Origin of the sequence: Aeromonas veronii, assembly GCF_040215105.1 — a bacterium.
GTDB classification, from domain to species: domain Bacteria; phylum Pseudomonadota; class Gammaproteobacteria; order Enterobacterales; family Aeromonadaceae; genus Aeromonas; species Aeromonas veronii_G.
This window is the reverse complement of the sequence record NZ_CP157875.1, coordinates 1,493,233-1,516,407: the sequence shown is the minus strand read 5'-3', so window position 1 is coordinate 1,516,407 and position 23,175 is coordinate 1,493,233. Positions and strand designations below refer to the sequence as shown.

The following is a 23,175-nucleotide window of genomic DNA, read 5'->3' as shown; positions in this document are numbered from 1 at the left end:
TCACCAGGCCCGCCTTCATGGCGGGCTTTTTTATGGCCTCCCGGGCCCACCTTTCCCCTTCTGTCCCGCAGACGTTTGCGCTGCTTTTCGATTTCCATCCGGAATACCTCATCAACCACTAATGAGTTATCAGTCAGAAAAAGTCCAATCCGATCAAGATCATAAAAACAAAATGATAATGATTATCAATCATTGAACTAAAAAGATTCATCTGCAATAATCCGCGCCCTTCAGGCTTAAATAACAATCATTATCAACAATGAAAACACTACTGCACTACTGGCCCATGCTGCTGTCCGGTACAGCTTTGGCTGCCAGCGATCCGGCGAGGATCGACTCAACCGACATGAATCCGGAACTCAAGGCGCGCGAAACCATCGTGGTCAAGGGCCAGCGGATAGAGCAGAAGTTATCCGACGTGTCCGGTGCCATCACCGTCATCACCGAGGAAGACCTGGATCGTCAGGTGGCGACCGAACTCACCGACGTGTTCAAGAACGAACCCGGCGTCTCGGTCACCGGCTCCGCTGGCCGGCCCCAGAACATCATCATCCGCGGCATGGGTGGCAACCGGGTGCTGATCATCAAGGACGGGGTCCGGGTCAGCGACGGCTTCGGCGCCGACGATCTCAACGACAAGGTGGGCCGCTTCAGCTTCGACCTCGATGACGTCAAGCAGATCGAAGTCGCCAAGGGCGCGGGGTCATCCCTGCATGGCTCGGACGCCATCGGCGGTACCATCGTCATCAGCACCAAGCAGCCGGAAGATTACCTGCAAGGTCAGGATGCCTACCTCAGCAGCAAGGTGCTGCAAGACGGCAGCTCAGACAAACAGAAGCTCAGCGCCACCGGCGCCGCCAGAATCATGGATACCGAGCACCTGCTGCGGGTCTCCGGCTGGCAGGGGCACGAGACCGCCAACTATGACGAGAGCCGCATTCCGGCGGATCTGGACGGGCTCAGTGCCTCCACCAGCTCCCGCTTCCAGCTAAGCGACCATCACCTGCTGCGCCTCGAACTCGATTATTTCGAGGACAATGCCGAGCGGGATCAGGGGCCTCTCGAAGTCCCCCAGCCCGACGGCAAGTGGCAGGTGCGCCAGTACCGGGAAAACGCCAGCCAGAAAACCCAGGGGGGCAAGCTCGGCTGGGAGGCCAGCGACCTTGGCACCCTGCTGGCCGACAGCTTTACCTGGAGTGCCTACGGCAACCACTCCAAGAACACCGCCAACAAACGCAGCCTGCTGCAAAACGATCTGCTGAGCGGCTATCCCCGCTATCGCAGCGAGCGGGAACTCGCCACCTTCACCGAAGACAGGGTCGGCACCGAGCTGGACGTGCGCCGGGATCTCGTCACCGGTGATATCGCCCACAAGCTGAGCTACGGCCTGGAACTGGAGCGCACCACCCACGAGCGGCCGGTCGAAAAACTGAGCCTGGAGGCCGGCGTGCCCCAGCCCCAGCAATCCGCCCCCTTCAGCCGTGCCCGCACCGACCGGGCCGGGGTCTGGCTGAGCGACGTGGCCTCCCTCGGCCAATGGCAGTTCACCCCGACCCTGCGCATGGATCACCAGTGGCTCAAGCCCCTCGATGGCAGCAATGGCGAAAACCACAGCTGGCACCTCTCCCCGAGCCTGGCCACCAGCTATCGCTTCAACGAGGAGTGGCGCAGCTGGCTGAGCTACGCCAACGGCTTCCGCGCCCCCTCCTATGACAAGGTATACGGCAACATCCCCCACTACTTTGCCCTGCCACCGTTCGAGATCATCGCCAATACCGAGCTGGAGGAAGAGACCAGCCACAGCTTCGAATGGGGGGTCAGCGGCGAGGGGGAGAACTGGAGCATCAAACCGTCCCTCTTCTACAACCGTTACTACAACTTCATCGACTGGCGGGAAGTGGGCATGCGCCTGCGCGACGGCGTCTACCTGCGTCAGTACCGCAACGTGGCCAAGGCCGAGACCTGGGGCGCCGAAGTGGCCGCCAGCTACTGGCTGACCCCGGAGTGGGAACTCGCCACCAAGCTCGGCTGGGTTGACGGGGAAGACAGTCAGGGCGAGGCCCTGCGTACCCTCACACCGCTGGAAGGCAACACCCGCCTCACCTATCAGGCCAATGCCTGGAGCCTCGGCCTGCAGGCGGACTACGCCGCCGCCATGAACCGTGTGCCCACCTGCAGCAACAGCCTGACCAGCAGCCAGGGTGACTGCTTGAAGAGCGCCGGCTGGTTCAGCATGGCGATGACCGCCGACTGGCAGGTGACCGATGCCCTCAAGGTCAACCTCAAGCTCGATAACCTGTTCGACACCCGCTACACCCGCTATCAGGATGTGGCCGGGCTGGAAGCCGGTACCGACGCCGATCTGTTCACCCAGACAGGCCGCTCCCTGAGCGCCAGCCTGCGCTACACCTTCGTGGGGCTCTGATGCGTCGCCTGTTGATACTGGCCAGCCTGTTGGCCATCCCGGCCCTGGCCGAGGAAGAGGCGCCGCTCATCCCGGAACGCCCCGCACTGATGAAAGGCAGCATCGCCCGGGTCGATCCCTACGGCGGCTGGCGCGATGACAGCCGCAGCTCACCCGAGCTGTTGACCCTGCTGCGCGAGCAGAACCGCTGGACCGAGCAACGGCTCGCCGACCTGCAACCCCTGGTCAAGACCCTGCAAGGGGAGTGGCAGCGCCAGGCCAGGGGCGAACCCATGCCCGTGGCGTGGTTGAGCCAGGCCGGCAGCCAGTGGCGCATGGGCGCCGATGGCAGCCTGTGGCAGCGCACGGACGAGCAGGCTGAACCGCGCCAGCGGCTGGCACCGCGCCAACCGGCAGAGGGCTACTACGAGCTTGCCGCCTGGGCGCTGCACCCGAACGGCCACTGGCTAGCGCTGGCCGAGGACAGCCGTGGCGATCGGGATTACCGCATCACCCTGCTGGATCTTGCGAGCGGCAAAACCCTGGCAACTCTGCCCCATCGCGCCAGCGATCTGCTCTGGAGCCTGGACGGCAAGACCCTCTACACGGTGGCCAACGAGCGCAGCACCCTGCGCCCCTGGCAACTGCAAGCCTGGCAGAACGGCAAGGAGACCCTGGTGTACGAGGAAGCCGATCCCGCCTGGCTTATCGGCCTCTACCGCACCACGGATCGGCGTCACCTGATCCTGCAGAGCAACAACCACAACAGCTCGGAGCAATACCTGCTGGATGACGGCAAGGCGACCCTCATCAAGGAACGCCAGCGCGGGCTCGAGTACTACCTGGATACCCAGGACGATCGGGTGCTCATCAAGAGCAATCTGGATGGGGATCTCGGTCTCTATCAGGCCGGCAACCTGACCGAGGCAGGGAGTCAAACCTGGCGCCCCCTCTGGTCCGGCAAGGGTCACAGCCTCGAGAAGTGGCGCCTGTTTGAGCACCACACCGTGCTGCAATATCGCAAGGAAGGGGACGACTGGCTCGACGTGCTGGATGCCGACGGCAAGCTGCGTCACAGCGTCCCCCTGACCGAGGGCGCCGGCACGGCCTGGATCCAGGGCAGCCAGGATCCGGCCGACACAGGGGTGCTCATTCGTCGTCAGGGCATGGCCGAGGCGCCGCACCAGCGTTGGCTGAGTCTGGACTCGGGTCAGTGGCAGGACGATGACACCCGGGCCGTCGCTTCCCCCTATCAGAGCGAGCGACGCTGGATAGTGGGCAAGGACGGCGTCAAGGTGCCCGTCTCCCTGGTGTGGCGCAAGGACATCACCACCCCCAAGGCGCTGCTGCTCTACGGCTATGGCGCTTACGGCACCCCCATGCGCCCCTACTACCAGCCCAGGGTATTGAGCCTGCTTGATCGCGGCTTCGTCTACGCCATCGCCCATGTGCGCGGCGGCGGCCTGCTCGGCGACCCCTGGTATCGGGAAGGCCATGGCCAGCAAAAGCAGCACAGCGTGGATGACTTCCTGGCGGTGGCCGAGAGCCTCTCCCGGGATCCCGCCATCGATCCGGCCCGACTGTTCGCCATGGGCGGCAGCGCTGGCGGCCTGCTGGTGGCGGCAGCCTTGAACCAGGCGCCGACCCGCTTCGCCGGTGCCGTGCTGCAAGTGCCCTTCGTCGACATGCTGGGCACCATGACCGACCCCGAGCTTCCCCTCACCCGGCAGGAGTATGCGGAGTGGGGCAATCCGGCAAATACCGATGATTATGCTGCCATGCGCCGATTAAGCCCCTATGACAATCTGCATGAGGCTCACTATCCGCCACTTTATGTGACAGCAGGCCTGCATGACAGTCAGGTCCCCTACTGGGAACCCCTCAAGTGGCTGGCCCGCCTGCGTGCCCACAGCACGGGGACGGGTCCCTATCTGCTCAACACCGAGCTCGAGGGGGGGCACCTGGCCAACCCCAACACCGCCACCCAGCGGGCAGCCCAGGAGTATGCCTTCCTGCTCGATCTGGCCGGAGTCAAACACTGATGCCAGCACTCAATCTTCCTGTTTTGGAGTCATTTATGAAGCCCTCTTCCCTGGCCCTCTGGCTGGCGGCCACCCTGCTCGCCCAGCCCCTCGTCGCGGCCGAGCTCATCTATGTCGATGAGGCGCCGCTCTCCACCACGCCCCAAGCCTGGCTCGAACAGCGCCTCGGCGTGACCCTGACCCCCGACTATGACAGGGCCAGCCTGCTCGGCCATCACTACAGCTTCCGCCAGCAGGTCAACGGCCTGCCGGTGGCCACCACCCAGGCCGCCGTCAGCCTCGATGCCGCCGGCAAACCCTGGCGCCTCTATCACAACCTGCGCCCGCTCCAGAGCACCCAGGCCGGCTGCGATCCCAGCACGGACCTGGATCCCCTGCTCACCAGCCTGCGGGATGCGGGAGCCGAGATTGACTCTCTCGGCCCGGTGGAGGCCTGGTACTGGCGCGACGGGGAGACCCTGACGCCGGCCCTGCGTCTGCGCATCCGCGAACATCGGGATGGCAACGCCAAGGCGGCCTACCAGCAGCTGTTTGCCAGCTGTGATGGCAGCCAGGAGCTCGGTCGCTGGCTCGATGCCGCCACCACCACGCCGACGGACCCTGCCGATGCCGGCGACGTCAGCGTAGAGGCGCGGGTGTTCGATCCGGACCCCCGCACCCAGTTGCAAGATGCCAGCCTGGTCTGGCACGAATCCCTGGTACTTGCGGATGCCGCCTATCAGGACAGGGTCGCCCTGCCGGTCACCCTGCGCGGCAGCGACTATGTACTGAGCGGCCCCAACGCCCGGGTGGTGGATGCCATGGAGCCCAACACGGCACCCTACAGCGCCGACAATCCGCAGGCATTTCGCCTGACCCGGGATGATATCGGCTTTGCCGACATCAATGCCTACTACCACCTGGATCTCGCCCAGCGCCACATCAAGGCGCTCGGCTTTGCGGATCTCATCCCGGGTGCCATCGATATCGATACCGATTCCGGCTATCAGGACAACTCCCTCTATGACCCCTTCGAGCGCAGGCTGGAGCTGGGTCGCAGCGGGGTGCCCGATGCCGAGGATCCCATGGTGGTCTGGCACGAGTTCGGTCATGCGGTGCAGCACCACATAGTGCCGGACATGGGGGACGAGGCGGATTGGGGCGCCATCGGCGAGGGCTTCAGCGACTATCTGGCCGCCAGCCATCGTCAGCGCAGCGAAGCGGGCCGCAACTTCGAACCGGCCCTGGTATTCAACTGGGATGCCCGTTTCACCGATCGTGCCCCGCGCCAGCTGGACGACATGCGCGCCCGCTACCACCCGGACTACACCTACCCGGCCCACAGAACCGTCAACGGCAGCAACGGCGATCAACTCTGGGGCACCCCCTTGTTCCAGGCCCTGCTGGCCTCGGTCGCCGAACACGGCGAAGCGGCGCGCGATGAATTCGATCGTCTGATCATCGAGTCCCACTTCGGCCTGGGCCCGGCCATCAAGATGCCGCAGCTAGCCCGCCTCACGGTGGAAACCGCCGAGCGGCTCTATCCGGCCCGTCACTACGGCCGTCATCTGGAGCAGGCGTTCCGCCAGCACGGTCTGTTGCAGGCCCCCGTCAACCTGGCCCTGGCCGATGGCAGTGCCATCGAACTGGGTCAACCCCAGTCCGTGGTGCTCACCTTGAGCAACCCGGGCAACAGCCCGGTGACCCTGCACAGCCTGACCCTGGCCCTGCCGAGCGGCTTGCAGGCCGATCCTTATCAGTGGCAGACCAGCACCCTGGCGGCGGGGGCCAGCATGAACACCACCCTGCGTCTGCAAGCCCAGAGCCCCCTCGCCTGTGGCGATGTGGCCGAGCTGCCCCTGACCTTGGGCCTCACCGGCGCCAGTCCGAGCGAGCGTCAATGGCAGCAGTCCCTGAGCCTGCCCATCGGTACCCCTGTCATCGCCCGGGCGAGCGGCCAGGCCCAGACCCTCAAGGATGCCCAGAGCACCGACGAGAAGGGACTGAGTCAGGCCAGCCTGGTGATGGCCAGAAGCGATGCCCGCGTGAGTGGCGAGCTGCTGCTGAATATTGACTTGCAGCACGAGGCCCTGGACGAGCTGGAGATCTGGCTCAACTCCCCCTCCGGCACCCGGGTGCAGATCTGGGACAAGGGCCACAGCCCGCTGCCACGGCTCAAAGGGACCTTCCCGACCGATCTGCAATCCCTCCAGTCTCTGAGCCTGTTCAATGGCGAGCCACTGGCGGGCCAATGGACCCTGGAGATCGTCGACAACGCCCCCGGCAAACAGGGTCGTCTCAACAGCTGGAGCATCAGCCAGCGCATCGGTGCCCAGTGCGGCGAGCCCATCCCCCTGCCGGATGACGGCATCCTTCACTTCAACGTCCCCGACAGCAGCGGAGGCGGTGCCTTCAATCTGCTCTGGCTGCTGCCGCTGGCGTTCTGGCGTCGATGGAGCCGTCGCGGCTAAAGACCCGATCAACCCTTAATCAAGCGCGAGGGGCCGGTGCCCCTCCAAGGAACAAAGATGAAGATGAGAATGACCCCGCTGGCCTGCTTGCTGGCGCCCCTGCTCACCGCCTGCGGCGGTGGTGGCACGGATGAGGCCCCCCTGGCGGCGCCGGACTATCACCTGACGGTCAACCTGCCCCAGGCGGGCACCCTTTGTGTCAACCTCAACCAGAACGAGAGCTGCGATGCCGGTGAACCCGAGGTCAGCGGCACTGCCGGTGCCCGCCAGCTGAACGGCACCTCTCCCGCCCTGCTGACCAGCCCGCTGCTGTTCATCCCGACGGATGCCGCGGCCCTGACCCTGACCCACCCGGCGGCACGTCTGGATGGTCAAACCCTCACCCCGACCCCGCTCAGTACCTTGCTGCAGGTGCGCATCGGTGACGGCATTCCCCCCGCCCAGGCGCTGACCGCCCTGCTGGCGGATCTGGCCCCCCTGCAGCCGGGCCAGGATCTGGCCGCCCTCGGCCAGCTTGAGGCGTTCAACCAGGCCCTCGCCGAACTGGCGCTGGCCGCCCTCGACGATGCCACTACCCTGCCGGGCGTGGCGGCCAATGAACGTCGCCGCCAGATCTGGCAGGGTCTGATGACCCTGCTGCCCGAACTTGGCCAACATTTTGCGCAAAGCCCCGAACTGTTGAGCTTGCAATCCCGTCTCGCCGACGTGCTGAGACAGCAACAACCCAGGGCCCTGGTCACCGCCAGCGGCGTCACCACCTACACGGACGGGGTGGACTACCTGCTGACCAGCGAGCCTGCGGATCACCCAGGTCAGGATGCCAGCCTAAAGCAGTCCCCCTTGCGTTATCGCAAGCTCGACAGCCAGGGACAGCCGCTGCCAGACAGTGCCACCCAGTGGGATTGCGTGGAAGATCTCAACACCGGCCTCGTCTGGGAGAAGAAGCTGGATGATCCGGGCAGCCCGCGGGATCTGCACCGGGTCTTCGCCTGGGAATTTGGCAACTATCACCCGAGCCAGGATGAGCGGGACTACGCCTGCCCCGATGGCGATGCCATCTGCTCCACCGAGGAGTACCGTCAATGGCTCAACAGCCAGAAGTTGTGCGGCATCCAGACGTGGCGCCTGCCCCACAATCAGGAGTTGATGAGCCTGCAGCATTTCGGCTCCCTCACTCAGCAAGATGGCCAGGTGGTCAGCATGGATGTGCGCTACTTCCCGGATGTTGGTCCCTCCAACGGGGACTACGATGGCATCTACTGGAGCCAGACCCTGACCCCGTCCAGACGCCTTGAGAGTGTGCCCATCGCGGTCCTGGGTCCCCAGTTCCTAGGGGAGGATCCGGGCGCCGATTATCCCTATGCGGTCCAGAATCCCGATGAAGTCAATGCCCTGCAACTGCGCCTGGTGGCCGAGGTAACCCGATGAACAAGTTTCTCCTGACTCTGCTGCTCAGTCTCTGCAGCCCGCTGGCCCTGGCCATCGCCATCTGTGACGACAACCTGCCCAGAACCAGTCCGACGTCCCGCTTCCTCGATCACGGCAACGGCACGGTGACGGACAGAGCCTCCGGCCTCACCTGGATGCGCTGCCAACTGGGACAAAGTTGGCAGGGCAACAGCTGCAGCGGCGAGCCGACCCGCCTCTACTGGCAACAGGCCCTGCTGACGGCCGAGCGGATCCGCACCGAATCCAATCACACCCTCTATGGCTTTGGCGGTCACACCGACTGGCGTCTGCCCACCATCAAGGAGCTCACCAGCCTGCTGGAATCGGCCTGCTACAAACCGGCATTGAACGAGACCATCTTCCCGCGGGCCATGGCCGGTGACGGCAAAGAGGTGAACGACGGCTATGTCTATCTCTGGTCCTCCACGCCCTTCCCCGCGGGCAAGACGGTGGCCTACCTCGACATCACCAGCGGTTCTGTCGGACTGCGCGCCCCCAGCGCCTGGGCCAAGCAGGTGCTGCTGGTTCGCTGACCAATGAAAGGGACCGGATCCCCAGGATCCGGTCCCTTCCCATATATAGAAGGCGTATATTTGTGAGGCGCCTCGTCAAAAAAGCATCAAATTACGTCATTGCGTGCCGGTTCATGCAGGTTTTGCCCCCCGGGGCGCTGGAATGAAACCGGCAGAGCGGTTAGTCTAGCGGCGTTGAACCAACCCCATGAGGTACAGATGAAAACCGTATTGCGTTTTAGCCTGCTGGGCGCCTTGTTATTGGGCGGCCATGCCTTCGCCGCCGAGCCTAAAAAATTCGATATCAGCATGTTCCCCGCCGCCGAAGTGAACCAGGAACGTGTCGTGATCCGTCTGCCGGAAGTCGAGAATGAAGCGGACATGATGGTCGAGCTGCAGGTCGGCAAGAAGATGCTGGTGGACTGCAACCTGCCGCGTTTCGCCGGCAACCTGGAACAGCACAGCGTCAAGGGCTGGGGCTACAACTACCTGGCACTTGGCCAGGTCTCCGGCCCCGTCAGCACCCTGATGGCCTGCCCGAATGGCCAGAAGAAGGAGACCTTCATCCAGATCTACGGTCAGGGCTTCTTCGTGAACTACAACTCCAAGCTGCCCTTCGTCATCTATGTGCCGCAGGAGTATGAAGTACGCTACCGCCTGTGGCGTGCCGACAACCTGGCCCAGCCAGCCATGATCGAGTGACTATTGAAGCTCAGGTTCAGCGGCTTCACCCAGACTCAAATAAAGCGCCATTTGGCGCTTTATTTTTTGGCTTTTGTCTGTCAAACAGTGACGTTTCCTTTACAGAAACTGACATAACTCCACTATTTTTCAGGCTTTTTTGTGTCTGGCAGCGCAAAATCCCGGTGCGGGATGAGACAAAGGCTGTTCGATGAAAGATATTTATTAACATAGTAAGAAAATTGATTTTGCACTCTGCGACGGCCTGATGATACTTGCCCGCAAAGGTCAAACTAACCAGAACAAGAGACTATGAGCTTCGAATCAGATAAGCGTTTCAATGACTTCAAACATTTCCCCCGTGGCCTGCGTCGCAGCGGTGAATTTACCGTCGCCGAAGCGGACAGTCTGGAAAAATACGGTACCGTCATGCTGGCGCTCTATCAGGGCAATCTGGCCCCCCGTGATGATGTCGAAACCGCCTTTATAGAGCAGGTGAAATCCGGCGCCGCCGGCAGCAACCCCCACGCCAAGGTGTGGTTCAAGTATCTGAAAGTCATCGGCCCCAAGCGGGTTCATCGCCTGTGTACCGTGGCCGGTGGTGCCAACGAAGATGCCGGTGGCAGCTTCGAGAGCAGTGGCGGTGGCGGCAGTGACGAGTCCCTCGATTAATGGATACCGAACTGCTTCGGACCTTTATCGAGGTGAGCAAGACCCGGCACTTCGGCCGGGCTGCTGAGAATCTCTACCTGACCCAGTCGGCGGTGAGCTTTCGGATCCGCCAGCTCGAGCAGCAGCTCGGGGTCAGTCTGTTTGCCCGGCATCGCAACAACATCCGCCTGACCGCCTCCGGCGAGCGGCTGTTGCCCTACGCCGATGCCATCTTGCACACCCTGGGCCGCGCCAAGCAGGACGTGGCCCTCTCCCCCGGTTTCAGCCAACAGCTCGCCATCGGTGCCCCTGCGGTATTCTGGGAACTCGATTTCAACGACTGGCTCAATCATGTCTATGCCCTGGCTCCCGGCCTCGCGGTGCGCCTCGAAACCGCATCGCGCGAGCACCTGTGCCGCCAGCTGCTGGAGCGCTCCCTCGACCTGGCCCTGCTCTCCGAGCCGACCAAGATCGACGAGATTGCCCTGCACCCCATCGGCGAGCTGGTGTTCGAACTGGTGAGCCGGGATGGCAGCGCCAACGCCGACAGCCTGATGCAGATGCCCCATATTCATCTGGATTGGGGCACCAGCTTCGAGGCCCAGCCGAGCCGGTTGCAGAGCCTGCAGAAGACGCCGGTGCTGCACTCGAGCTCCGCCAACATGGCGTTGCAGTTCGTGCTGGCCAACGGCGGCGCCGCCTATCTGCCGCGGCGGATGGTGAGCCCCTTCCTGGAGCAGGGCAAACTGCACCTGGTGGACGGGGCCCAGGCCCTGAGCCGCCCGCTCTACCTCGCCTATCTGGAGAAATCCGATCGCCGGGAGCTCATCGATCAGCTGCTGACCCTGCCCCTGGGCTGGGATGGCGCCGATCTGCGACTGCCCGCCACACCATGAGCCAGCGGCTGTGAGCACGGCAGGCTGATGGGAGCTATTGCGGCCCCATGTCATGCTGCCTGATTGCAGTTTTACCTCATCATTTATCTGCGTAATTCAAGAAAGGCAGCGTGAGTGCAACGAAAAAGGGGCCTGATGGCCCCTTTTGTCTGGGTAAAAACCGGGTGTCAGCCGTGGTGGCGACGATCGTTGGCCTGGGCCAGCAGCATGCGGCTCTCGCGCAGGAAGTCGTCCGCTTTCTCGCCAAAGTAACCGGAGACCTCGGAGAAAGCATCGATGAAGCCCGCCCGATCCCCCCGCTCCAACAGCCCCAGCGCCTCGCCGAAGTTCTGGTAGTAGCGACGGATCATCGCGAGGTTCTGCGGTGACGACAGGATGATGTCGGCGTAGAGGTGGGGATCCTGGGCGAACAGCCGTCCCACCATGGCCAGTTCCAGCCGGTAGATGGGGGAGCTCAGGTTCAGCAGCCTGTCCAGATTGGCCTGCTCCCGGGAGAGGTGTAGACCGTAGGCGAAGGTGGCGAAGTGGCGCAGCGCCTGGATGAAGGTCATGGCCTCGTCGTGCGCCTTGGCCTCCACCTGCTGCAAGCGGGCACCCCAGATGGTCATCTGATCCAGCAGCCACTGGCTGGCGGCGGGCTCGCGCCCCTGACAGCAGACGATCACCTGCTTGGCGAGGCTCGCCACGTCGGGCCCGAACATGGGGTGCAGCCCCAATACCGGACCCTTGTGCACCGCCATCATATGGGCAAGGGGCTCGGCCTTGACGCTGGTGACATCCACCAGCAGGCAGTCGGCGGGCAAGTTGCCGAGCCGGTCGATGATGTCGCAGGTCACGTCGATGGGCACAGCCACCATCACCATGCCGGCACCGCTCAGTATCGCGTCGGCGCGCGGCCAGTCGGCCTGCTCCAGGCTCTCGACCCGGTAACCCGACAGGCTGAACAGCTGGCCGAACAGGCGACCGAGCTGGCCCTGACCGCCGATGATCACCACCTTGCCGAGGGCCGGATTCATGCACTTGAAGTGATGCTCCTTGTCGCTGGCGGATTCGAGAATATAGGATTCGCGCATCACCCGGCGCAGTACATCCTCGATAAGATCCCCGGGCACCCCCAGGGTCTCGGCCTCGGCGCGGCGGCGGGCCAGCATGCTCGCCTCCCTGTCCGGCGCATAGATGGGCAGGCCATGACGGCTCTTCACCTCACCCACTTCCCCCACCAGAGCCAGACGGGCGGCCAGCAGATCGATCAGCTGCTTGTCCACCGCATCTATCTTGTCCCTGAGGGCATTCAACTCTTCGGCCATATCCAGTCCTTGTTGGCGCCGCCGCTGGCCGCGCCCTGTGATCCAATCGATCGCAACAGATGTCATGAGAGCGCCACGACCGCTGGCCGTGGCGCTCTCCTCCCAAGTCAGTGATGACAAGATACCACGGCTTAAGACGCGGTTCTGCCCTTGAGGGGCGCGGCCAGCTGGCGATGGCAACGGGCCAGCAAGTCGGCGGTGGTGTCCCAGTCGATGCAGGCATCGGTGATGGAAACGCCGTAGCGCATCTGCGCCTTGGGCTGCTCGCTGGACTGGTTGCCCTCCAGCAGGTTGGATTCGAGCATCACCCCGATGATGGAGCGGTTGCCCTCCTGGATCTGGTGGATGACGTTGTCCGCCACCTTGGGCTGCAGGCGGTGATCCTTGCTGGAGTTGCCGTGGCTGCAATCCACCACCAGGCCCGGCAGCAGACCCGCCTTCTCCAGCGCCTCTTCCGCCAGCGACACATTGACCGAATCGTAGTTCGGGTGCTTGCCGCCGCGCAGGATCACGTGGCCATCCGGGTTGCCCTGGGTCTGCAGCAAGGCGACCTGTCCCTGCTGGTTGATGCCCATGAAGGCGTGGGGGCTGGAAGCCGCCTGCAGCGCGTTGATGGCGGTGCCCAAGTTACCGTCGGTACCGTTCTTGAAACCCACCGGCATGGAGAGCCCGGACGCCATCTCACGATGGGTCTGGGATTCCGTGGTGCGGGCACCAATGGCCGACCAGGAGAAGAGCTCCGCCAGGTATTGGGGGCTGATGGGATCCAGCGCCTCGGTGGCGAGTGGCAACTCCAGCTCGGCGAGCCAGCAGAGCAGCTCGCGGGCGCGGTGCAGCCCGAGCTCCACATCGAAGGTGCCGTCGAGGTTGGGATCGTTGATGAAGCCCTTCCAGCCGACCGTGGTGCGTGGCTTCTCAAAGTAGACCCGCATGACAATGTAGAGAGAATCCTGATAGGCATCATGCAGCGCTTTGAGTCTGGTTGCGTACTCTTTGGCGGCGTCCATGTCGTGGATGGAGCAGGGTCCACAGATCACCAGCAGACGGTGATCGCGACGATGGATGATGTCGGCGATGGTGTTGCGGGCCCCTTGCACGAAGGCCAGCGCGCGATCGGAGATGGGCAGTTTCTCCTTGAGCTGGGCAGGCGTGATCATCACTTGTTCGGACTGGATATGGATGTTGTTCAGGGGATCTCTTTGCATTTTCTCATTCTCTCTACTGTATCAAGCCAAAAGCGCGATTGTATTTTTATGTTTACACAAGTCAGCACTTTGTTACGCAACCGCCCCCACCTTACCAAGGAAAAACAAACAATCAAGTGAAACCAGCGGTGAAACGGCTCAACAGGTGAATAAACGACCACCCCGCGAATCTAAACAGCCATAAAATCGGGTGCTTCCCACCACCAAAACACAAAATATCGTAAACATACATTTACACACAAAGAGCCTAGGCCACAGGCAGATGATTCCCCTTTGCCATTATCGGGCATAAAAAAAGCGGGGCACCTGGCCCCGCTTGCGTTCCCGTACTCTCTTCTTCTATTTATCCGTTGTTGTGCGCCTTGATGACGGCGACCGCCTTGTCCGGGAAGTCGCTGAACACCCCGTCCACATCCGCCTGATAGAGGAAGATGTTGAGCAGGTCGGTGAAGTCCTTGGCATAGGCCGGGATCTGACCTTCATCCTGACGGAAGGTATAGGGATGCACTTTCAGACCGGCGGCGTGGGCCTCCTTCACCATGCCGGTGATGACCGGCTTGCCCGGAGTGCCCGGCTCGGTGACGATCATCGGCTTCCAGGGACCGATGCCATCGGCGTAGGTGGCGATGGTCTTCATGGCCCCCGGTTTGAACATCCAGTCGTAATCATAGGGGGTCGCCTTGCCCTTGGCGTCGTAGACCATGGTCTCGTTCCAGTCGGTCTCGGCCATCAGCTGTACCAGCTTCAAGTCCATGCCGAGGGCCGGCATCAGCTCGCCGTCGATGCGCTTGAGCTCATCGGCATCGAAGCTCTGCAGGTAGATCTTGCTCTCCTTGCTGGTGTAGCCGTACTGCTTCAAGACCTTCAGCACCGCCTTGGAGATGTCCTTGCCCTCGTGGCGGAACAGCCAGGGGGCCTTGATCTCCGGGTAGATGCCGATGTTGTTGCCGGTGCTCTTGTTGAGCCCCTGGATCATTTCGATCTCTTCTTGGAAGGTGTGGATCTTGAAGCTGGACTGCCAGAGGGGGAAGCGCGCCGGGTAGACGGGCACCTGTTTGCCATCCACCAGCTGGAACGGCTCGGTCATGCGCAGTGAGCGCACCTCAGCCAGGGTGAAATCCACCACATAGTAGCGACCATCGGCGCGGGCGCGGCCCGGGAAACGCTCGGCCACGTCGGTGATGCCATCCAGGAAGTGATCGTGCATCACCACCAGCTGGTCATCCTTGGTCATCACCAGATCCTGCTCCAGATAGTCGGCCCCCATGCCATAGGCGAGCGCCTTGGATTCCAGGGTGTGTTCGGGCAGGTAACCGGAGGCGCCCCGGTGGGCGATGACCACCTTGCCTTCGTCGACGGCGAGTACAGGCAAGCTGAGTGCGGCCCCGAGGCCAAGGGCGACCAGGGAGAGGGAGGATTTTTTCATGGCTAGTGCCTTTGTTATTGTTTATTGGATGTAGGTGATTGTTATAGCAGAGGTTTGTTGCAGTAATGCGGCGGGCGGCCAGGGCCGCCCGCCATCATGTCAGCTCGCCTTGGGCAAGGCGTGATGATGTGCGCCGAGCCAGGCTTGCAGCTGTTGCTGCTCGGGCTCGGAGAGGCGCAGCCCCAGCTTGCTGCGGCGCCACAGGATGTCTTCCAGGCTGTGGGCCCACTCCCGGTTGATGAGGTAACGCACCTCGGATTCATACAGACCGGCGCCAAAGTGCTGGCCGCGCTCCTCGTGCAACCAGAGGCGGGCCTGGCTGCCATACGCCTCGGCGATGCGATGGGCGCTGCGCTCATCCAGCCAGTCGAACTCGAGTTGATAGGCGCGGGCCAGTTCGCTCGTGGTGCAATCGAACTCGCCGCCCGGCAACCGGGTGGTGGCGGTCCAGTCTTCTCCCATCTGGCCGAACCAGGGTTTGAGTTTGTTGCAGGCGGCCTGGGCCAGCTTGCGGTAGGTGGTGAGCTTGCCGCCAAACACGGAGAGCAGCGGGGCGCCATCGGACTCGCCACTGAGCTCCAGGGTGTAGTCGCGGGTCACCGCCTGGGGGGAATCCGACTCGTCATCGCACAGCGGCCGTACCCCGGCGTAGGTCCAGATCACATCGGATGGCGCTATCTGGTGGTTGAAGTGGCCGTTGACCACCTTGCACAGATACTCCACCTCGGCGCTGCTGATCTTGGCGTCTCGCGGATCCCCCTTGTGCTCCACGTCCGTGGTGCCGATCAGGGAAAAATCCTGCTGATAGGGAATGACGAAGACGATGCGGTTGTCCTCGTTTTGCAGGATATAGGCCTCTTCGCGCTCGTGGATGCGCGGCACTATGATGTGACTGCCCTTGATGAGGCGAATGCCACGGGGGGATTTCTCGTGCAGGCTCTCGTCATAGAAGGTCTTGACCCAGGGGCCGGCCGCATTGACCAGGGCGCGGCAACTGACGTTGAACTGCTCGCCCCCTTCCCGCTCCAGGGTCAGGGTCCAGTGTTTGGAGCCGCGCACCGCCTTGACGCAGCGGGTGCGGGTCTGCACCTCGGCCCCCTTGTCCCGGGCCAGCATGGCGTTGAGCACCACCAGGCGGGCATCGTCCACCCAGGCATCCGAATACTCGAACCCCTTGTTGATCCCCTGTTTCAGGCCATCTTGCGGCAGGAAACGCACCCCGCAGCTGCCTTTTAGGCGATCCCGCTTGGCCAGGTTGTCATAGAGGAAGAGGCCGGCGCGGATCATCCAGGCCGGGCGCAGGTGTGGGCGATGAGGCAGGCGAAAGCGCATGGGACGGGCGATGTGGGGGGCCATGCCAAGCAGCACCTCCCGCTCCGCCAGGGCCTCTTTCACCAGCCGGAACTCGTAATGCTCGAGGTAACGCAGGCCACCGTGGATCAGCTTGCTGGAGTTGGAAGAGGTAGCCGAGGCGAGATCCTGCGCCTCGAACAGCGCCACCTTCAGCCCGCGCCCCGCCGCATCTGCCGCAATGCCGACCCCGTTGATGCCGCCGCCGACGACGACCAGATCATAATGTTCGCTCATGTTCACCTACTTTCTTATTTTGGGTTTGCCACGGTGGCAATGTTTGATTTCGCTCATACTAGAACATTAAAAAATGATAAACGAACATTTCATGGAGGAAATGTGATCGGGATTGTTCTGACAATGCTAAAAATGCTGCCAGTCGGTGACCGTCTGGTCACTCGGTCGCAACCCGGGTAACGACGCGCAAGCGAAGCCGCGAGAGCGGCCGTGAGCGTGCCGTGCACAAGCGTGCGCGGCAGGCGCAGGGAAATGGGCGGGGATTGGGCGAAGCGCAGAGACAAAACGGCCGCCCGGGGGCGGCCTGTGCTAGTGCGGGTGAAGAAGGCTCAGCAGATGTGGCAGGGGATCTGGTGCTGAGTCATCAGCCGCATCAGCCGCTCCGGCGGCTCTTCGTCGGTGAACAGGGCATGGATCTGGCTGAGGTTGCCGAGGTTGACCATGGCGTTGCGGCCAAACTTGGTGTGATCCGCGGCCAGGAACACCTGGCGGGAGTGGGCGATGATGGCCTGGGCGATCTTCACCTCGTGATAGTCGAAATCGAGCAGTGAGCCGTCGTTGTCGATGCCGGAGATGCCGATGACGCCGTAGTCCATGCGGAACTGGCCGATGAAGTCCCGGGTCGCCTCCCCCACGATACCGCCGTCCCGGTTGCGGATCTCGCCCCCGGCGATGATGACGGTGAAGTCATCCTTGGCGGTGAGAATGCTGGCGACGTTCAGGTTGTTGGTGACGATGCGCAGCTCCCGGTGATCGAGCAGGGCGCGGGCGATGGCTTCCGTGGTGGTGCCGATGTCGATGAACAGCGACGAACCGTCCGGGATATTGGCGGCCACTTCGCGGGCGATACGCTCCTTCTCCTTGAGCTGCATCACTTTACGGGCGCTGTAGGCGGTGTTGACCGTGCTCGAATGCAGGGAGGCTCCGCCGTGATGACGCCGGATCTTGTTCTGCTCCGCCAGATCGTTCAAATCCCGACGAATGGTCTGGGGGCTGACGTCAAAATGGGTCACCAGATCGTCGGTCGAGACGAAGCCCTGCCGGGTCAGGACGTCCAGGATCTCCAGATGTCGTTGGGTTTGCTTCACGCTTGCACTCCGCAGATGAGACGAAAAAAGGCCCCGGCAGTGCGGGGCCTTTGGCAGTGTACCCTATCCCTTTTCGGATCGATAAGGGCAGGATCACGTTTTATGCCTTGTTGACGCTAGCCTTGTGTGCCAGAGACTGGTTCTCGTGCTTGAGGGTCATGGCCAGCAGCACGATGGAGAGCACGCAGGAGACCACCAGCACCATGAAGCCACCATCCCAGCCGAAGTGGTCGACGGTGTAGCCCAGCATGGCGTTGGCGGCCACGGCGCCCCCCAGGTAACCGAACAGCCCGGTGAAACCGGCGGCGGTACCGGCAGCCTTCTTCGGTGCCAGCTCCAGGGCGTAGAGGCCGATCAGCATGACGGGGCCATAGATGAGGAAGCCGATGGCGACCAGGGCCATCATGTCCACGCTCGGGTTGCCCGCCGGGTTCAGCCAGTAGACCAGCACGGCGACGGTCACCAGGACCATGAACAGGATGCCGGCCGGCGCGCGGCGGCCCTTGAACATCTTGTCGGAGATCCAGCCGCACAGCAGGGTGCCCGGGATGCCCGCCCACTCATAGAGGAAGTAGGCCCAGGAGGAGTGATCCACGCTGAAGTCTTTCGCCTCTTTGAGGTAGGTCGGTGCCCAGTCCAGCACGCCGTAGCGGATGAGGTAAACGAAGGCGTTGGCGATGGCGATGTACCACAGCAGCTTGTTGTGCAGCACGTACTTCATGAAGATCTCCTTGGCGGAGAACTCCTGCTCGTGGCTCTCGTTGTAGTCCTGCGGGTAGTCGTTCTTGTACTCCTCAATGGGAGGCAGACCGACCGACTGCGGGGTGTCGCGCATCACGAAGAAGGCGATCACCGCGATGGCTGCCGCCGCCGCCGCCGGTACATAGAAGGCGCTGCGCCAGTCGTTGAACCAGCCCATGCCGAGGATGAACAGCGGGCCTATCATGCCGCCGCCCACGTTGTGGGCCACGTTCCAGACCGAGACGATCTCGCCCCGCTCTTTCTGTGACCACCAGTGCACCATGGTGCGGCCGCAGGGAGGCCAGCCCATCCCTTGCACCCAGCCGTTCAGGAACAGCAGCACGAACATGATGGCGATGCTGGAGGTGGCCCAGTGCATCGTCCCCATCATGAACATGATGCCGGCCGAGAGCAGCAGGCCGGCGGAGAGGAAGTAACGGGCATTGGAGCGGTCCGACACGTTCCCCATCAGGAATTTCGACAGACCATAGGCGATGGAGACCCCGGACAGGGCCAGACCCAGATCACCGCGGGAAAAGCCTTGCTCGATGAGATAGGGCATGGCCAGGCTGAAGTTCTTGCGCACCAGGTAATAACCGGCATAACCGAAGAAGATCCCGAAGAACACCTGCCAGCGCATGCGCTTGTAGAAGGGATCGACCTTGTCGGCCGGCAACCGCTCGATATGGGGTGCGGGCCTGAAGAGACTAAGCATGTTCTGCTTCCTTATTGTTGTTATGGGCCGTTGAGAGTGCCCCGAGTACAGCTGCGACCAAGGAAGACCTCATTCGCAAGCGAGCCAATTGTGCTCACTTGTGAACATTTAATCTGTGATGAAGACTCAATTATTGCAGTTTTATTACAAAATAAACCATCGAATGAGTGTTTGCTCATTAACCAAAAGGCCTTATGAAACAAGGTTTCACAGTACCCATTAAGTGGTAAACCAATCGAAGTTAGCGGTTATTAGTCACATTTTATTAGCAATGAGTGGGATCTTGCCCACATTTCCGATGGCGAGGGGATGGTGAATCGGCGCAGAAGAGTTATTTTCTCACTCGTCCAAGAACGAGCGCAAACGAGCATAACGTTTGCGTCAACTCAAACAACAAGAAGAAACGTTTTCGGGCGCAATAACTAGGACGAAAAGATAACGAAACGGAACATCAAACCTACTCTGGGTGGATATAAGGAATGAAAGGTATGAGCATACAAAGACCCAATACCCTGCTTGGCGAGTGCATCGCCGAGTTTATCGGAACCGGCCTGCTGATCTTCTTCGGCGTCGGTTGTGTGGCTGCCATGGTGCTGGCTGGCGCCAACTTCGGGCAATGGGAAATCTCCATTACCTGGGGCCTGGGCGTTGCCATCGCCATCTATGTCACCGGCGGCATTTCAGGTGCCCACCTGAACCCGGCCGTGACCCTGGCACTGATGACCTTCGCCGGTTTTGACAAGCGCAAGGTGGTGCCCTTCATCATCGCCCAGATAGCGGGTGCCTTCGCCTCCGCCGCCCTGGTCTACTTCCTGTATGATAACCTTTTCACCCAGTGGGAACTGACCCACAACGTGGTGCGTGGCAGCGTCGAGAGCCTCGGCACCGCCGGCATCTTCTCCACCTACCCCAATGCCCTGCTCTCCAACATGCAGGCCTTTGCGGTGGAACTGGTGATCACCGCCGTGCTGATGCTGGGCATCATGGCGCTCGGTGACAACAACAACGGTGCCCCCAAGGGCTTCGCCGCCGCCCTGCTGATCGGTATCCTGATCGCGGTGATCGGCGCCTCCCTCGGCCCCCTGACCGGCTTTGCCATGAACCCGGCCCGTGATTTTGGTCCCAAGCTGTTCGCCTTCTTCGCCGGCTGGGGTGACGTGGCCCTGACCGGTGGTCGTGACAACCCCTACTTCTGGGTCCCCATCCTCGGCCCCATCGTCGGCGCCCAGATTGGTACCGCCCTCTATGTGAAAGTGCTGGCTCCCTGCGTGCCGGGCAACCGTGTTGCCGCCGCCGAAGAGGCCGCCAAGCTGTCCAATAAAGAAGAGGCCGCCGCGTAAGAGCGGCCCTCCCCTGCGTGTAACAACGTGGAAAATAAAAACGTGGAGAACATCATGTCTGCTGAAAAGAAATATGTCGTCGCCCTGGATCAAGGCACCACCTCGTCCCGCGCCATCGTGTTTGACCAGGACGCCAACATAGTCGCGACCTCCCAGCGCGAATTCACCCAGCACTACCCGAAGGCGGGCTGGGTCGAGCACGACCCCATGGAGATCTGGGCCACCCAGTCTTCCGTCTTCACCGAGGTGCTGGCCAAGAGCGGCCTGCACAGCGAGCAGATCGCCGCCATCGGCATCACCAACCAGCGTGAAACCACCGTGGTGTGGGAAAAGGCCACCGGCAAGCCCATCTACAACGCCATCGTCTGGCAGTGCCGCCGCACCGCCGCCATCTGCGAGGAGCTCAAAGCCCGCGGCCTGGAAGAGTATGTGCGCGAGAATACCGGCCTGGTGCTGGATGCCTACTTCTCCGGCACCAAGGTGAAGTGGATTCTGGACAACGTGGAAGGGGCCCGCGAAAAGGCGATGAACGGCGAACTGCTGTTCGGCACCATCGACACCTGGCTGGTGTGGAAGATGACCAACGGCGAGGTGCATGTCACCGATCCGACCAACGCATCGCGCACCATGCTCTACAACATCCGCGAGCTGAAGTGGGATGAGCGCATGCTGGACGAGCTCGGCATCCCCATGTCCATGCTGCCGGAAGTGAAACCCTCTTCCGAGATCTATGGCTACACCACCCGTGGCGGCGGCGCCCGCATCCCCATCGCCGGCATCGCCGGTGACCAGCAGTCCGCCCTGTTCGGCCAGCTCTGCTTCGAGAAAGGCATGGCCAAGAACACCTACGGCACCGGCTGCTTCATGCTGATGAACACCGGCACCGAGCCGGTTCGCTCCAGCAACGGCCTGCTGACCACGGTCGCCATCGGCCCGAAAGGGGAAGTGAATTATGCCCTCGAGGGTGCCGTGTTCATGGGCGGCGCCACCATCCAGTGGCTGCGTGATGAACTCAAGATCATCCACGATGCCCGCGACACCGACTACTTCGCCTCCAAGGTGGGGGACACCAACGGCGTCTACCTGGTACCGGCCTTCGTGGGCCTGGGCGCCCCCTACTGGGATCCCTACGCTCGCGGCACCATGGTCGGCCTGACCCGGGGTGCGAACCGCAACCACATCATCCGCGCGGCGCTCGAATCCATCGCCTACCAGAGCCGTGACGTGCTGGACGCCATGCAGCAGGACTCCGGCATCAAGCTGGCATCCCTGAAAGTGGATGGCGGCGCCGTCGCCAACGACTTCCTGATGCAGTTCCAGGCCGACATGATGCACACCCCAGTGGTGCGCCCGACCCGCATCGAGACCACCGCCATGGGCGCGGCCTTCCTCGCGGGCCTCGCGGTCGGCTTCTGGAAGAGCTCGGAAGAGCTGGAAGACAAGTTCAGCGTGGATCGCGAGTTCATCCCGCAGATGGACCGGGACGATCGCGCCAAACGCTACAACGGCTGGAAGAAGGCCGTGGAGCGTTCCCGCCGCTGGGCGGAAGAGGATTGATAGGGCGACCTGTCCTTTCGTGAGATGAAAAAGAGGCCGACAGCGATGTCGGCCTCTTGTTTATGCTTTTAAAGCCATAAAAACAGCACAAATACGCTGTCAAAACCGGCCCATCACAGCTCATTGGCGCCGAGTCGCTCCTTCAGGAAGTCGAGCCAGACCCGCAGCCGGATATCCCGCTGGGCATCGGAGTAAAACACCGCATGGATGGGGCGGGACGCGCCGCTGTTGCTGCGAGCCAGCACCTCCACCAGGGCGCCGCTCGCCCTGTCCGGCCCAGTCATGAAATCCGACAGGCAGACGATCCCCTGATCCGCCAGCGCCAGCTGACGCAAGGTCTCGCCGCTGCTGGCCCTAAGCGTCGGGGTGATGGCGAATCTGTCCCCTTGTTCGCTGCTCAGCAGCGGCCAGTGGTTGAGGTGATCGGGGTGCAAAAAGCCGAGCAGCTCGTGGCCAGCCAGCAGATCCGCCGGCTGGCGCGGCGTGCCCCGCGCAGCCAGATAGGCCGGGGACGCCAGCAACCGCAGCCGGGAGCGACCGAGCGGCAAGGCCCGCAGGGAGGAGTCCGTCAGCTCGCCGATGCGGATGGCCATGTCCACCCGCCGCTCCATCAGGTTGATGAAACCCTCGGAGCTGTGCAGTTGCAGCTCGATGCCGGGGTAGCGGCGACGGAACTCGCCGATGAGGGGCACCAGCCGGTGCAGGATGAAGGGGGTGGCGGCATCGACCCGCAGCACCCCTTCCGGCTGCTCCCGGCGCATCAGCAGATGCCCCTCCGCCTCGCTCATTTCGGTCAGGATCCGCACCGCCCGCTGATAGAACCAGCTCCCCTCCTCCGTCAGGCTGACCCGCCTCGTGGTGCGATTGAGCAGGACGGTGGCGAGCTTCTCTTCGAGGCGCTTGATGCCGCGGCTCACCACGGAATTGTCCATCCCCAGGTTCTCCGCCGCCTGGCGAAAGCTGCCCGCCTCCACCACGGCCACGAACAGGGTCAGTTCATCGGAATGGGTCTTCATTGTTGTTATCCCGGCAAGAAAGATGGGTCTTTATAGGCGTAATACCGGTTAGTTGGCAAGACGGATGAGGGCGCTCAGCCCCTTTACTGGCGCCGCAACCCTTCCCTG

17 protein-coding genes are annotated in these 23,175 nt (G+C 62.4%); 10 read left to right on the top strand and 7 right to left on the bottom strand.

Going from position 1 to position 23,175, the window contains the following annotated elements:
- Positions 1-259 precede the first annotated feature (259 nt).
- The 8 genes from ABNP46_RS07145 (at position 260) to hdfR (ending at position 11,085) form a co-directional block, all read left to right on the top strand.
- Positions 260-2,425 (top strand): TonB-dependent hemoglobin/transferrin/lactoferrin family receptor, encoded by a 2,166-nt coding sequence (locus ABNP46_RS07145; protein ID WP_349921718.1) that lies wholly within the window; start codon positions 260-262, stop codon positions 2,423-2,425.
- Positions 2,425-4,446, top strand: coding sequence for a prolyl oligopeptidase family serine peptidase (locus ABNP46_RS07140; protein ID WP_349921717.1), 2,022 nt, complete (start codon positions 2,425-2,427; stop codon positions 4,444-4,446). Before ABNP46_RS07145 ends, ABNP46_RS07140 begins: the two co-directional genes overlap by 1 nt.
- 35 nt (positions 4,447-4,481) lie before the next feature.
- Positions 4,482-6,896, top strand: a complete 2,415-nt coding sequence (locus ABNP46_RS07135; protein ID WP_349921716.1) for a proprotein convertase P-domain-containing protein — start codon at positions 4,482-4,484, stop codon at positions 6,894-6,896.
- A gap of 69 nt (positions 6,897-6,965) precedes the next feature.
- Positions 6,966-8,324 (top strand): Lcl domain-containing protein, encoded by a 1,359-nt coding sequence (locus tag ABNP46_RS07130; RefSeq protein WP_349922415.1) that lies wholly within the window; start codon positions 6,966-6,968, stop codon positions 8,322-8,324.
- On the top strand, positions 8,321-8,878 hold the full coding sequence (locus ABNP46_RS07125; protein ID WP_349921715.1) for a DUF1566 domain-containing protein: 558 nt from the start codon (positions 8,321-8,323) through the stop codon (positions 8,876-8,878). The genes ABNP46_RS07130 and ABNP46_RS07125 overlap by 4 nt, the downstream gene beginning before the upstream one ends.
- A 198-nt stretch (positions 8,879-9,076) precedes the next feature.
- Positions 9,077-9,559: a serine protease inhibitor ecotin gene (eco, locus tag ABNP46_RS07120; RefSeq protein WP_349921714.1), complete on the top strand. Its 483-nt coding sequence runs from the start codon at positions 9,077-9,079 to the stop codon at positions 9,557-9,559.
- A 291-nt stretch (positions 9,560-9,850) separates the two neighbouring features.
- Positions 9,851-10,210, top strand: a complete 360-nt coding sequence (maoP, locus tag ABNP46_RS07115) for a DUF413 domain-containing protein (protein ID WP_349921713.1) — start codon at positions 9,851-9,853, stop codon at positions 10,208-10,210.
- A complete protein-coding gene (gene hdfR / locus ABNP46_RS07110; RefSeq protein ID WP_349921712.1) occupies positions 10,210-11,085 on the top strand; it encodes an HTH-type transcriptional regulator HdfR in 876 nt (291 codons plus the stop codon). Before maoP ends, hdfR begins: the two co-directional genes overlap by 1 nt.
- 167 nt (positions 11,086-11,252) lie before the next feature.
- Here the strand turns inward: hdfR and tyrA are convergent, their stop codons facing one another.
- From tyrA to glpT, 6 genes are all read right to left on the bottom strand, one after another.
- Complete coding sequence (gene tyrA / locus ABNP46_RS07105) at positions 11,253-12,392, bottom strand: bifunctional chorismate mutase/prephenate dehydrogenase (RefSeq protein WP_349921711.1); 1,140 nt, start codon at positions 12,390-12,392, stop codon at positions 11,253-11,255.
- Positions 12,393-12,523: 131 nt separating this feature from the next.
- Entirely contained in the window at positions 12,524-13,597 is a 1,074-nt protein-coding gene (locus tag ABNP46_RS07100) for a 3-deoxy-7-phosphoheptulonate synthase (protein ID WP_349921710.1), read from the bottom strand.
- A 343-nt stretch (positions 13,598-13,940) separates the two neighbouring features.
- A complete protein-coding gene (gene glpQ / locus ABNP46_RS07095; RefSeq protein WP_349921709.1) occupies positions 13,941-15,023 on the bottom strand; it encodes a glycerophosphodiester phosphodiesterase in 1,083 nt (360 codons plus the stop codon).
- Between the two features lie 99 nt (positions 15,024-15,122).
- On the bottom strand, positions 15,123-16,610 hold the full coding sequence (gene glpD, locus ABNP46_RS07090) for a glycerol-3-phosphate dehydrogenase (protein ID WP_349921708.1): 1,488 nt from the start codon (positions 16,608-16,610) through the stop codon (positions 15,123-15,125).
- Between the two features lie 329 nt (positions 16,611-16,939).
- Positions 16,940-17,698 carry a DeoR/GlpR family transcriptional regulator gene (locus ABNP46_RS07085; protein ID WP_349921707.1) on the bottom strand — a complete coding sequence of 253 codons (759 nt, stop codon included), beginning with the start codon at positions 17,696-17,698 and terminating at the stop codon, positions 16,940-16,942.
- A 100-nt stretch (positions 17,699-17,798) separates the two neighbouring features.
- Positions 17,799-19,154 carry a glycerol-3-phosphate transporter gene (gene glpT / locus ABNP46_RS07080; protein ID WP_349921706.1) on the bottom strand — a complete coding sequence of 452 codons (1,356 nt, stop codon included), beginning with the start codon at positions 19,152-19,154 and terminating at the stop codon, positions 17,799-17,801.
- A gap of 488 nt (positions 19,155-19,642) precedes the next feature.
- Here glpT and ABNP46_RS07075 point away from each other — a divergent pair, with 488 nt between their 5' ends.
- Together ABNP46_RS07075 and glpK are read left to right on the top strand one after the other, a co-directional pair.
- On the top strand, positions 19,643-20,494 hold the full coding sequence (locus ABNP46_RS07075) for an MIP/aquaporin family protein (protein ID WP_349921705.1): 852 nt from the start codon (positions 19,643-19,645) through the stop codon (positions 20,492-20,494).
- A gap of 54 nt (positions 20,495-20,548) precedes the next feature.
- Complete coding sequence (gene glpK, locus ABNP46_RS07070) at positions 20,549-22,051, top strand: glycerol kinase GlpK (protein ID WP_349921704.1); 1,503 nt, start codon at positions 20,549-20,551, stop codon at positions 22,049-22,051.
- A 113-nt stretch (positions 22,052-22,164) separates the two neighbouring features.
- Here glpK and ABNP46_RS07065 read toward each other — a convergent pair whose 3' ends face one another.
- Positions 22,165-23,067 carry a LysR family transcriptional regulator gene (locus ABNP46_RS07065; protein ID WP_349921702.1) on the bottom strand — a complete coding sequence of 301 codons (903 nt, stop codon included), beginning with the start codon at positions 23,065-23,067 and terminating at the stop codon, positions 22,165-22,167.
- Between the last annotated feature and the right edge of the window lie 108 nt (positions 23,068-23,175).